At 67.7% G+C, this 12,127-nt stretch carries 10 protein-coding genes; 3 read left to right on the forward strand and 7 right to left on the reverse strand.

All coding sequences use genetic code 11. From position 1 onward, the window contains the following. Both K2R93_05435 and K2R93_05440 read left to right on the forward strand, forming a co-directional pair. Positions 1–1,116, forward strand: a complete 1,116-nt coding sequence (locus K2R93_05435; GenBank protein ID MBY0489263.1) for an alpha/beta hydrolase — start codon at positions 1–3, stop codon at positions 1,114–1,116. 82 nt (positions 1,117–1,198) lie between these two features. Next, positions 1,199–2,350: a hypothetical protein gene (locus K2R93_05440; GenBank protein ID MBY0489264.1), complete on the forward strand. Its 1,152-nt coding sequence runs from the start codon at positions 1,199–1,201 to the stop codon at positions 2,348–2,350. 78 nt (positions 2,351–2,428) lie between these two features. Here K2R93_05440 and K2R93_05445 read toward each other — a convergent pair whose 3' ends face one another. The 7 genes from K2R93_05445 to K2R93_05475 form a co-directional block, all read right to left on the reverse strand. Then, positions 2,429–2,872, reverse strand: a complete 444-nt coding sequence (locus K2R93_05445) for a DUF3592 domain-containing protein (protein ID MBY0489265.1) — start codon at positions 2,870–2,872, stop codon at positions 2,429–2,431. After that, positions 2,869–3,519, reverse strand: coding sequence for a hypothetical protein (locus K2R93_05450; protein MBY0489266.1), 651 nt, complete (start codon positions 3,517–3,519; stop codon positions 2,869–2,871). The genes K2R93_05445 and K2R93_05450 overlap by 4 nt, the downstream gene beginning before the upstream one ends. A gap of 167 nt (positions 3,520–3,686) precedes the next feature. Next, entirely contained in the window at positions 3,687–5,720 is a 2,034-nt protein-coding gene (locus tag K2R93_05455; protein MBY0489267.1) for an MCP four helix bundle domain-containing protein, read from the reverse strand. A 210-nt stretch (positions 5,721–5,930) separates the two neighbouring features. Further along, positions 5,931–7,991: a PQQ-dependent dehydrogenase, methanol/ethanol family gene (locus K2R93_05460; GenBank protein ID MBY0489268.1), complete on the reverse strand. Its 2,061-nt coding sequence runs from the start codon at positions 7,989–7,991 to the stop codon at positions 5,931–5,933. A 132-nt stretch (positions 7,992–8,123) separates the two neighbouring features. After that, complete coding sequence (locus K2R93_05465; GenBank protein MBY0489269.1) at positions 8,124–9,860, reverse strand: nuclear transport factor 2 family protein; 1,737 nt, start codon at positions 9,858–9,860, stop codon at positions 8,124–8,126. A 2-nt stretch (positions 9,861–9,862) separates the two neighbouring features. Further along, complete coding sequence (locus K2R93_05470; GenBank protein ID MBY0489270.1) at positions 9,863–10,924, reverse strand: asparaginase; 1,062 nt, start codon at positions 10,922–10,924, stop codon at positions 9,863–9,865. Positions 10,925–10,932: 8 nt separating this feature from the next. Beyond that, positions 10,933–11,370, reverse strand: a complete 438-nt coding sequence (locus tag K2R93_05475; GenBank protein MBY0489271.1) for a CBS domain-containing protein — start codon at positions 11,368–11,370, stop codon at positions 10,933–10,935. A 162-nt stretch (positions 11,371–11,532) separates the two neighbouring features. Between K2R93_05475 and K2R93_05480 the strand changes: the two genes are divergently transcribed. Next, the gene (locus K2R93_05480; GenBank protein MBY0489272.1) at positions 11,533–12,069 is read left to right on the forward strand and encodes a DinB family protein; all 537 of its coding nucleotides are present in this window, start codon (positions 11,533–11,535) and stop codon (positions 12,067–12,069) included. Positions 12,070–12,127 lie beyond the last annotated feature (58 nt).

The raw sequence follows: 12,127 nt of genomic DNA on the forward strand, positions 1-12,127 counted from the left end.
ATGCGTAACGCGGCTCTCACGGCGCTCGCCACGACGGTACTCAACATGACGGCGATGAGCGGCGCCTCCGCCCAGCGCCCCGCCGCCCCCGCCGCCAGCTACCCCCGCGACACCATCACCGCGCGCCTCGCCGAGCTCCGCCGCATTCACACCCCGAATGGCATCGAGACGCTCGAGCCGCTCGAGATCAACGGTAGCCGGCAGTGGATCTCCATACGTGGACTCGACCGGAACAACCCGGTGCTCTTCGTGCTGCACGGCGGACCGGGGAGCTCGCTGATGGGCATGTCGTGGGCGTATCAGCGGCCTTGGGAAGACTACTTCACCGTGGTCAACTGGGATCAGCGGGGCTCCGGAAAGAGCTTCTCCGCCGCCGACTCGGCGCGTCTCGGCCCCACCATGACGGAGCAGCAACTCGCAGACGATGCCGCCGCCGTCATGGCCCATGTGCGCAAGACACTCGGCGCGCGCAAGATGGTGGTCCTCGCCTTCTCGCACGGCACGATCTTCGGGCCGCTCCTGGTGAACCAGCACGCCGAATGGGTATCGGCGTATGTCACCATCGGTGAGGGAAGCGCCGAGAACGAGCGCGAGATGTTCCGCAATCTATTCGAACTGGCAACCGCCAAGGGGGATACGGCCACGCTCCGCCAGCTCAACGCCATGCGTCCGTATCCGCCGGTGGGGCGTGAGCCCACGACGCGCGAACTGCTGGCCATGCGCGCCATCGTGCAGCGGTATGGTGGGGCCTGGTACGGCAAGACGGACCTGAGTCTCTACAGTCGCATGTGGGACTGGGCGCCGGAATTCTCCCTCGACGAAGTGGCGAACATCAGCCCGGCCGTCGCGTGGACCAATCGCCACCTCATCGACGGGCAGGGCGGTCACAAGGGCGCCAGCGAGACCGACTATCGGGTCCCCGTCATCATGCTGCATGGCCGCCATGATCTGATGGACACCTACAGCGGGGCGAAGGCCTACTTTGACCGCATCCGGGCGCCCAAGAAAGAATTCATCACCTTCGAGCACAGCGCGCATTTCCTGATGTTCGAGGAGCCCGGGCGGCTGCTCGTCACCCTGGTGCAGAAGGTCCTGCCGCTGGCTACCGGGCGCTGAGCGTCCGCCGAACGCGCTGCCCGCCCGCGCCGTATACTAGCGCAGTCGGCCTCCCGCCTCGTCCCCCCAGCCAGCCCTCACCATGGCCCAGCTGCCCGCCGGACTCCCCGCTCGGACCCCGCTCGCCCGCTCGCTGACCCTCGGCGCCCTTAGTCTCGCCCTGACCGCCCCCGCGAGCCTGTTTGCGCAGGGGCAATGCAAAGGCCGCCCCAACGAAGGCACCCCCGTCTGCGACACCATGCCCCTGCCGGCGCCCTTTGCGCCCACCGGCTGGAAGACGACGGGGCTAGATCACTTCACCATGCGCGCGGTCGACTACAAGAAGGAAGCCGCGTACTACATGGCGCTGATGAACTGGAAGCTCCGCAGCGACGACGGCCAGCAGGCGGTGCTCGACGTCGGCGATGTCGGCACCGTCGTCATCAAGGGCGGCTACACCCCACCGCCGCCACCGCCCCCGCGTCCGGCGGCGGACAGTGCCGCCGCCGCAGCGGCTGGTCGAGGTGGCCGTGGCGGTGGCCCGCGTCGTGCGCCCAATGTGATCTGGGATTCCTACGCGTGGGTGATCTCCCCCTGGAACGCGAAGACCGTCGAGGCCGAGCTCAAGAAGCGCGGACTCAATCCCGTGGCCGACAACGACGGCCCGGCCGGATGCGAGGCGTTCCATGTGAAGGATCCGCAGGGCTATGATCTCGTGCTGACGAACGGCTGCTACGCCAAGGGGCGCAAGAGCGCCAAGGCCATCACCTGGAGTGAGCCGGCGCCGTTCGCCAGCACCAACTGGAAGACGGTGTGGCTCGACCACATCTCGTTCGGCGTAGGCGACTACAAGCAGCAGGTCGCGTTCTACCAGGCGCTGATCGGCTGGAAGCCCACCGGCGACGAAGGCAGCCAGAACGAAGTGTGGATGTGCGACGACTGCGGCAACATCCTCATTCGTGGCGGCAACTCGCGGAGTCCGAATTTCGACAAGAACGCGCCACCGCGTGCCGCCGTCGATCACGTCTCCTTCGGCCTCGAGCCGTTCGATCCCGTGACCACCGCGAATGATCTCAAGTCGCGCGGCCTCACCGCTTCGCCCGACATCGGCATTCCCGGCGTGGACGCCGCCGCCCACATCGGCGATGCCAACGTGAACTACAAAAGCTTCCACACCAACACGCCGAACGGCTACAACCTGCAGATCAGCAACGCGAACAAGAAGAACCGCACGGTCATCATCGCGAAGCCGTAAGCGTCCGAAGTGATCAACGGGCCCGCGCCGGATATCGTCCGGCGCGGGCCCGTTGCCGTTGCGCTGGGCGCGGTGATGTCAGGCCGTCAGGTACCACGCGGCGCCCGCCGCGATCAACAGCACACTCACCACCACCTGTGCAATTGACTCGAACGTCGGCCCCGGCTCGAGCACCGCACGCTGCGGGGCGTCGCGATCGTAGTACACCGTCACCGTGGTGCCGACGGGGTACCGCTCCAGGGTCCGTGTCGTTTGCAGCAAACTGATCCCGGTCCACCGCACGGTGGTGGTTTCGTACATCTTCCCGTTCACCTCGTACGCCACGCGCACCGCGGGCTCCAGATCCTGAGCCCGCGGCACGGTAGGAGACGCCGGCAACGACAGCACACGGCGCTCACGCACCCGACCGGACGTGCGCGGCCACCAGCGGGTCGAGAGTGCCACACGGAACGGCAGGCCGGTCCAGAGCAGACACGTGGCACCAAACCCCATCAGCCACTCAGCGGCCTGCCGCTCGGTCATTCCTTGCCCATCTTCCCCATGATCATCTTCGGCGCGTCTTCATTGAACGAGTACGCACCCTTGGGGCAATGCAGATCCGGATTCGTCGGCGAATAGATCCCCGCCGGATTGTTCTTCCAGAGCCACACGTGCAGATCGTAGTGCACGAGACCATCCGGCATGATCGGCTTGTGACCGGCCATCGGCCCTTCGAGGTCATGCCCGAAGATCGACGGCCGCGTCTTGCCCGCGGCTTCCACCGGCACGAACCACTCGGCGGCCACGAGCTGCAGCTTGTCGCCCACCGGCTCGTAGATCAGCACCTGCGGCTTGGTCGGATCGAGCTTGGGGCCGATCAGCTGGCCATTGAGGAAGTGCACGCCCATGCCACCGGCCACGTACTTCATCGCCCCCTCACCGCCCCCTTTGGGATACTCGACGCACCCCAGGGTGGAGAGATAGCCATCGTGCACGGCAACAATCGGATCCTTGTACTTGTCGAGCAGCGCGCGGAGCTTGGCCTGCTCGGCCGTCAGCGTGGGACCGCTGCTGCGACTGGGTGGTGCCGCGGGTTTCGCGCTTTGGGCCAATGCCGCTGAGGTGGTGACAGCAGCGAGGAGGGCAGTGGTGACCAGCCGGAGGGCAACGCGAGACGGACAGGCGTGCATGGTGGTGGCCCGGAAGGGGGAGGGGGCGGGTACAGAGAGTGTGCACGCAAATTCCGCATGCCGCAATGCGATTCGTCGTGCGAATCACGGGTCCAGGGGGCGAAACGAACATGCCGACGGGGGATCGAGCGACCCCCCGTCGGCTGTCGTGGATACCGGCCGATTCGCTACGCCCGTGCCAACGGTCGCGCGCCCCGGTGCTCCCGCCGCCGTTCGCGGCCGCCCTCCCGCGGGGCCGAGGCCCCATCGCGCCGGGCCAAGGGTCGGCTGTCGCCCGAGGCGGTCTTCACGCGGAACCGCTGGACCAGCGCCCGGAGCATCGCCGCCTGTGCACTCAGCTCCTCGGCGGCACTGGCCGATTCTTCGGCGTTGGCCGCCAGGCCTTGGGTGAGGTTGTTCACCCCATCGGTCGCCGCGTGCATCGTGCGCAGTTGGTCCTGCTGACGGAGCCCGTCGTCGGCGATCGCCGCGACCAGCGAGGCGACTGACTCGATCCCGGTATCGATCTCGCCCAGCTGCGCATGCACCGAATGGGTGAACGCCGTGCTGCGCGCGGCCGTATCCTGCGTGGCGGTAATGAGGGCCGAGGTCTCGCGAGCGGCATCGGCCGCCCGAATGGCGAGCGTCCGCACTTCATCGGCCACCACCGCAAAGCCGCGACCCGCATCACCGGCGCGTGCCGCTTCGACCGCGGCATTGAGCGCCAGCAGGTTCGTTTGGAACGCGATCTCGTCGATCGATTTGACGATCGCCGCCGTCCGCGAGGCCGACGCCACCATCTCGTCCATGGCCGCCGTCAGTGACGTGATCGACGCGTTGCTCTCGGCGACCTGACCACGCACCTCCACGGCGACGCGTCGCGCGTCCAGAATGCGCTTCGCTGCCGTGGTCGCCAACGCCTCCTGCTCGCGCGTCGAGCTCGTAATCGCTTCGACGCTCTCCGCCTGCTGCGAGGCGCTCTGGGCCATCTCCTGACTGCCCCCCGCCACCTCGCGTGAGGCCCCCGCGATCTGTTCGGCGGCCACCTCGACCTCATGGAGCGCATCGGCGACGTTTCCGATCGCCGTGTTCACGGCGCGCACCAGCCGGTCATGATCCCCCGCATACGCGCCGGTGACGCGTTCCGACAGGTCGTGCGCCGCCACCCGCTCCAGCATCTCGAGCGTGGCCAGCACCGGAGCCCGTGCGGCGGTCTGCGCGGCATTGAAGCCCTCGAGAAGTCGGGCGTAGGCGCCACGAAACGCCTCCGCATTGGCCTGCGCCGACAGCTGCCCGTGGCGTGCAGCCTGCACCAGCTGCTCCGCCTCGGCGAGCTGCGCCTGCAGGGTCGCGCGTGACCGGTCGGTGGCATCAGCCGCAGCCGCTGCTTCGGCCGCCACGCCATTGAGCGCGTCGGTCAGGATGCCGAGTTCATCGCGCGACTGCACCGGTAGCGGCGCAATCACCGGGTGCGCGACCGGCTCCAGCACCCCGTTCGCCATGGCTTCGGCCCCGCCGTGTACCGAGGGGAGCAGGTGCTCGCGCAACTGCTGCAACCGGGAGACCAGCGTCGCGACGCCGGTCGACAGGTAGCGGGCAATCGCGTAGCCCATCCAGCTCGAGACGAGCAGCGCGAGGCAGGCGACACTCATGAGCACAACGCGGATGCGCGCGTAGAGCGCGCTGTTCTCGGCATACGCCTCACCGGCGACCCGCACCTGCAGGTCAATGAGGGCGCTGATGCGTTCCGAGACCGGATCGATCGCCGGATAGAGTTCGTGCTCTGCGAACAGCACCAGACCGGCCCGGTCGTTGGCCTGCAAGAGCGCCATCGCGTGCTCGGTGGCCGCATTGGCGCCAGATCGCACCGCTTCGACCTGTTTGATGAGCGCCTGTTCCTCGGGCGTCAGGTACGTGGCGAGATACGCCCCCCATGCACTGTCGATCGTGGCGCGCGCCGCCTTGATCGTCGCCAGCGCTTGGTCAGCGGGTACCGACCCCGCGCGCGCCTTGTGCACGTTGTCCACGATCGCGACCGCATACGCATCCGCGACCACCTTCAGCTCGCGGAGCGGAACGACCCGATCATCGTAAATGGTTTGGGTGCCGGCGCGGAGTTGCGCCATGGCATAGATCGACAGGCCACTCAAGGCCAGGATCATCATCGCCACACTGGCGAATCCGGCACGCACGCGCGTGCCGATGCGAAGACTGCGAAACATGCCCAATCCGCATCAAACGGTGGGGATTGCGGCGGAGCGTCGTCGGCGAGCGACCTCGCTCGCGGGTACTGACGCACTCCACTCAGCCATGAGCATCGGCGGATGTGGGACGAACTGAAGTGATCCGCGCGGATGTGATGAACATGACGTACCGCTCATGCACGATGCGCGCGTGTGAATTCCCGCCGCGAGGCGATCGCGACCGCGGCGCTACCGCGGCGCTCCACCCGACGCAATCCGCGCCTGATCCAGCACATACGCCTGAATCAGCTTCAGCTGCGCCGGTGTGAGGTCCTTCGCGAACGACGGCATGCCGAGGGTGCGGCGCGCTCCACCGAGCACGATCGAGTCGAGCATGGCGTGCGTCGACGCCACCGATCGCCGGAGATCGGGCACCGCGCCACCCTTCACCAGATTGGACGTGAAGCTGTGGCAGCGGCTGCAGTACGAAATGAACAGCGCGTTCCCTTCGGCGAGATCGGCCGGGGTGGCCGCCACCGTCACGGTGGGCGCCGGAATGGGCTCGCGCGGCGCCGGTGGCGGCGGCAGCGTGGCCTTCCCACCGAGCGCGAACACGAGGAGCCGCCCGGGCCCCGCCTTGGCGCCGGCATCCGAGTAGATCGCCGGGGGCCCCGTGACCACGGCCACATACTGCGTATCGCCCACCGCGTATGTCATCGCCCCGGCGGCGATCCCCACCCCCGCATCGAACTCCCAGAGCTTCTGTCCGTCCGTGGCCCGATAGGCAGCGAAGAGGCCGTCCACGCGCCCCTGAAACACCAGGTTGCCCGCCGTGCTCAGCGTGCCGCCGCTGCGTACGATCGGGTGCGGTACGCGCCACACTTCCTTGCCGGCCACCGGATCCCACGCGATCAGCCGGCCCGTGGGGTGCGTGGCGGCGATCTTGGCCTGCAGCGGGCCGCGATAGCGCATGTCACGGCCCAGCGTGCGGTCGGTGGGGCGCAGCACGAACTTGGGATCCACGATGTGCAGATCTTCACCCTCATCGACCACCGCGAGATACGCGAGCCCAGTCGTGGGATTGAACGACACCGGATTCCAGTTGTGCGCGCCAAAGTTGGCCGGCGTGACGATCGTGCCTTGCGTGGAGGTCGCGATGGCCGACGGCACGATGAGCGGCCGCCCCGTACTGTCCATGCCGGTTGCCCACGTCATACTGGCAAACGGCTTGGCTGAGAGGAGTTTGCCGGTGGCGCGGTCGATCACGTAGAAGAACGCGTTCTTGTTCGCCTGCATGAGCACGTGACGCACCGTGCCATCAATCGTGAGGTCGGCCAGCACGATCGGTTGCGTGGCATCGTAGTCCCACGCATCACCGGGCGTCGTCTGATAGTGCCACACGATCTCGCCCGTGCTGGCCTTGAGCGCCACGATCGACGAGCCGTACAGGTTGTCGCCCACGGTCGTGCCGCGGAGCTCGGGGTACCATGGCGAGGGATTACCCGTCCCCACATAGACCAGATCGAGCGTCGGATCATACACAATGGGATCCCACGGACTCGCGCCGCCGCCGCCCTTCCACCACTCGCCGGACCAGGTCGCCGCCGCGCGTTGCAGCGCCGCCGACTCCTGCGGCTTGGCCGGATTGCCGGGCACCAGATATGCCCGCCACGCCATCGCGCCGGTCATCGCATCGTAGGCGGAGACGTACCCGCGGACCGCATACTCGGAACCGGCGTTGCCAATGATGACCTTGCCCCCCGCGATGCGCGGCGCTCCGGTAATGGAGTACGGGGAATCCACCGGCGTGGTCTGCACGCTCCACACCGGATTACCCGTGCGCTCATCGAGCGCCACGAGTCGCCCATCCATCGTGCCCACATAGACGTGCCCGCGATAGAGCGCGACGCCGCGGTTCACCACGCCGCAGCACATGAACTTGTCGTGGTCCTTGGGGGCCTTGGGGTCGTAGCGCCACTTCTCGGCGCCGGTCTTGGCGTCGAGCGCGTACACCACGCTCCAGGTCCCGGTCAGGTACATCACGCCATCCTTCACCAACGGCGTCGCCTCAAGGCCATGCAGCGTCTGCATGTCCTTCTGCCACGCGAGCCCCAGCGACTTCACGGTCGTGTCGTTCACCTGGCGAAGCGGGCTGTGTCGCTGCTCGGCGTAGGTCCGGCCGTGGGTCAGCCAGTTGGCGGTGTCGGCGTCGGCGGTCCGCAGAGTGGCGTCGTCAACCTCACGGGCCCGCGTGGTGCACGCGGCAAGTGAAGCAGCGGCGAGCGCGAAGAGACACAGGACAGAGCGCATGCGCGGGCAGTGTTAGGGACGCATTCACCAACAGCGGGTCGGCCGTCGGCCGCCCATCTCCGGCGAAGCTACGCGCCGGTCCAACACGGCGCGACCCATCGGAGCGCCTCGCCGCTCGCGCCAGTCGCGCCGCTAGGCACCCGGTGGCTTCCACTGGAAGTTCGACGCGTGGTGATGCACGATCCGCCATTCACCACCCACCTGGCGCAGCACAAACGTCCGTCGCGCGAACGACAGGGGCTCGGTGATCGGCGTTGGCGGAATCGCGCGCAAGTGCGCCGTGACGATGACGACGTCGCCCACCACCTGCGCCTCGACGGCCGATTGGGTGATCGTGATTGGACCGGTCCGGCCTTTGAAGACGTCGGCAAACGCCGCGCGGATCTGCGCCGTCCCCGTCAGCCGGTACGGGGCATCGCCCACCGGCATGAAGACCGTCGCTGCCTCGTCGAAGGTCCGCACGATGCGGTCGAGATCGGCGAGTTCGTTCGCGCGCACGAACTCGCGCACGGTCGCCATTGCGCCGGCAGTGTCCGCGACGGGTTGCGCCTGCACGATCGGCGCCAGGATGGCGACGCTGAGCAGCAAGGAAAAGAGTCGTCGTGTCATGAGGACGGCACGGAGCAGGGTGACCCCTCGCCAGTCGTGAGCGGCTCGCGCAGCATCAGGCGCTTTCCGGCGCCTCCAAAATGCATGACGCTGGAGTGGCGTGACGATCGACCGCTCGCTAGTTGGGGAGCAGCAGCTGCGTCGGGACGTAGGCGTTCTTCGGCGTGCCCCCCCCCACCACCAGAGCGTTCCGTCGCGTTTCGCGGCGAAGGTCGTATGGCCCACGGTCCAGAGCGCCTCGAGATCGGTGATGAGCGGCTTCTTGGGAAGCGGTTGGTAGAACCCATGTGTCCCGATACCGATCTGTCCCCATCCGTCGTGGCCCCACATGCGCAGCGTCCGGTCGCTAAGGAGCGCGGCCACGTACCCCTCACCGACCGTGATGGACTTCACGCCAACGACGCCTTTCACCGGTTTCGGGGTGAACTGGTTGTCATTGCCATCGGGAGTGTTGCCCCAGAAGATGCCGTCGCCCATCGTCGCGCTCTGATCGCTCCCCCACATCCACACGGCCCCATCGCTCGTCACCGCGCCGGAGAAGCCAAAGTTGGTCGTGCCAGCGGCGCCGATATCCACCGCAGCGGGGAGCCCCGCCACCAGCACCGGCTGCGCGCTGCGCGGCAGCGTGGCCGGGTCCGCACCGAGCTGCCCGTTCTTGTTCTCCCCCCACGCGTACACCTGGCCCGTGCGCGTCAGGGCGAGGTCGTGATCACCGGCGGCCACCACCTTCACCACGTCGCGCAGCCCCGCCACCGGTTGCGCCTGCAGTTGCGAGCTTCCCGTCGGCCCGCTCCCCCAGGTGAGCACCGTGCCATCGCGCCGAAGCCCGAGCGCGTGTGTCGACGCCGCCGAGAGCTGCACGAGATCATTCGGCAGGGCCGTCTTTACCAGAGTGGTGGATCGGAGCGGATTGTTCGGCGTGCGGCTTGAGCCCGCACCGCTCCCAAACTCACCACTGTCGTTCATCCCCCACGCGTAGATCGATCCGTCGTCGAGCAGCGCGAGAAAGGCGTTCTTCAGGCGCGCGAGCTGTTTCACCGGCCCCGGGAAGGGCACCACGCGCGGGGTCGCCGCGCCGGGACCGGCGGGGATCAACCCGGCGCTCCCCTCCGGGTTGCCCCAGCCCAGCACACTGCCATCGGCGCGTACCAGAAACGTGTAATCGGCGCCCGCAATGCTGCGTGGAGGCACCGCGGCGGCCGGCTGCGCGGTGGCGATCGCCGGAGCGAGCGTCAGCAGGAGAAGGACAGGGCGGAACATGATCAGTACCGGTCAAACATCCGTTGCAGTGTGACCCGATCGGTGCTGCGGGTCAGTCCCAGCATCAGGAGCACGCGCGCCTTGTGCGGCGGCAGATCGCGCGCGAGCACCCGGGGCAGATCGGCGTGCGGCGATCCGACGATGCGACCGCCCGGCACGCGCGATGCCACGACCACGGGAATCCCGGCGCGTCCCGCCATCCGGATGGCACCCTGCGCGCCGGTGCTCAAGCGACCACCGGCAAAGCTGGTAAACACGATGCCGCCCGGTCGGCGGTCGATCGTCGCTCGCATCGCGGTCGAGTCGAAACCCGCGTAGTCGGTGACGATATCCACGGTGGGCAGCGCCTCCAGCGTGGTCACGTCGAACTCGGAGGCCGTGGTGTGTGCCTGCAGGACGCGACGGAAGAACACCACCGTGTCGGGATCGGCGGCCCCCAGAAACCCGCGCTCCGGTGAGCGGAACGTGTCCACGCGGCGGTTGTCGGTCTTCCAGGTGTCGCGAGCGGCGCCGATATCTTCGTTGAGGACGACCAACACGCCGTGCCCCTTCGCGGCGTCGCTCATCGCGACCCGCACGCCATTGAGGATGTTGGCCGGGCCATCGGCCGATGGCTCGTCACCGCCGCGCATCGAACCGACCATGACGACCGGGCGTGCGTCACGCACCGTGAGCGTGAGGAAATAGGCGGTCTCCTCCATGGTGTCCGTGCCATGCGTAACGACGACGCCGCGCAGCGCCGGTGCGGCCTGTAACTCGGCCGTGATCCGCTTGGCCAGACGGAGCCAGTCGGGAGGCGTCATCTGCGACGATGGCACGCGCATCACTTCGGCCACGCGAATCGATGCCACGGTGGCCAGTTCAGGAATCCCGCGGATCAGCGACGCCCCGTCGGTCATCGGTCCCGTCGCTCGCGACGCGATCGTGCCGCCGGTGGTCAGGATCAGCACCTCACCCAGCGGCGCACGCTGCGCCGCCACCGGCATCACCGTAAGGCCCGCCGTAAACACCAACAGCAGGCTGGTGATCGCGGTGCGCGTCACCGTCATGATATGCGAAGGCATGCTCGTGCTTACCCGCGCGTGTAGAACATGTAGTCGTTGAGGTACTTGATCGTCGCCTCCTGTTCGGCGGCGCGATGGGCGAGCACATCGCCGCTGCTGATGAGGCCATGCACGCCCTGGGCATCGACCACCGGCAAATGCCGGATCCGACGTGAGGTCATGATGGCGCCGCATTCATCCAGGGTCGTGTCGGGGAGGCACGTCACGAGCTCCGTGGTCATCACGGCGGCCACGAGTGTGCGCGCCGGATCGACCCCGAGCGCCACGATCCGCCGCAGCACATCGCGCTCGGTGAAGATGCCCAGTGTCTCCGCCCCCTCCACGACCAGGACGGCACCGAGGCCGTTGTCGGCCATGATGTGGGCGGCCTCCAGCACGGTCGCCTGCGGACCGACGGAGACCACCGCATGGCCTTTGCGATCGAGGAGGGTGCGAACCGTGTGCATCGGGCACTCCATGGGGCGGGGGGACCGGCGGGGAAGGTCGGTGGGTGAGGACGGAGATGGTAGCGCCTCCGAAGCGGTGGCGCGAGCCGACGGCGCCACGCGTTGCGCCCCTCCTCGCCAGACCGCAGACTAGGAGGCACGTCCCCCACATCAGGAGTTTCGATGCGCCGTCTTCGACTGACCACGCTGCTGGCCAGTGTGTGTGTCCCCGCCGTGCTGGCCGCGCAGGCCCCCGCCGCGCCCCAGGCCAACCCGATCACGGCCGCCTTCAAGGGACGCATCCTCAGCGCCCACCGGAACCTCGCCCAGGCCTTCGACTCGATCCCCGAGGCCAAGTTCGGCTACAAGCCGACCCCGGCGCAGCTCACCATCGGCTACATCGCGCAGCATATCGCCAGCGACTCGTATCTCTTCTGCAATACCTTCGGCGCCATGAAGTCGAACGAGGACGCCAAGGACCGGACGACGCCGGACTCGGTCAAGGCCATGTGGCCCAAGGCTGAGCTCGTGACCAAGCTCAAGGCCTCGTTTGCCTTCTGTGCGCAGGCGCTCGATCAGCTCACCGATGCGACCCTGTCCGAGTCCACGACCATGTCGTTCAACGGCACCAGTCGCTCCGTGACGCGCGCCGCGATGGCGCTGGGCCACGCGCTCGACCTGACCGATCACTACAGCCAGCTTGAAGCGCCCCGGGTTTGATGGAGGCTCCCCGCTTTGAGAGATTGGGAGCATGGCACGAGACAAAGGGATTGGTCGG

The organism is Gemmatimonadaceae bacterium (genome assembly GCA_019752115.1).
Taxonomy (GTDB): Bacteria; Gemmatimonadota; Gemmatimonadetes; order Gemmatimonadales; family Gemmatimonadaceae; genus Gemmatimonas.

Coding starts and splice junctions, on each gene's coding strand:
- K2R93_05435 (MBY0489263.1), top strand. CDS start 1: ATGCGTAACGCGGCTCTCACGGCGCTCGCCACGACGGTACTCAACATG.
- K2R93_05440 (MBY0489264.1), top strand. CDS start 1,199: ATGGCCCAGCTGCCCGCCGGACTCCCCGCTCGGACCCCGCTCGCCCGC.
- K2R93_05445 (MBY0489265.1), bottom strand. CDS start 2,872: ATGACCGAGCGGCAGGCCGCTGAGTGGCTGATGGGGTTTGGTGCCACG.
- K2R93_05450 (MBY0489266.1), bottom strand. CDS start 3,519: ATGCACGCCTGTCCGTCTCGCGTTGCCCTCCGGCTGGTCACCACTGCC.
- K2R93_05455 (MBY0489267.1), bottom strand. CDS start 5,720: ATGTTTCGCAGTCTTCGCATCGGCACGCGCGTGCGTGCCGGATTCGCC.
- K2R93_05460 (MBY0489268.1), bottom strand. CDS start 7,991: ATGCGCTCTGTCCTGTGTCTCTTCGCGCTCGCCGCTGCTTCACTTGCC.
- K2R93_05465 (MBY0489269.1), bottom strand. CDS start 9,860: ATGTTCCGCCCTGTCCTTCTCCTGCTGACGCTCGCTCCGGCGATCGCC.
- K2R93_05470 (MBY0489270.1), bottom strand. CDS start 10,924: ATGCCTTCGCATATCATGACGGTGACGCGCACCGCGATCACCAGCCTG.
- K2R93_05475 (MBY0489271.1), bottom strand. CDS start 11,370: ATGCACACGGTTCGCACCCTCCTCGATCGCAAAGGCCATGCGGTGGTC.
- K2R93_05480 (MBY0489272.1), top strand. CDS start 11,533: ATGCGCCGTCTTCGACTGACCACGCTGCTGGCCAGTGTGTGTGTCCCC.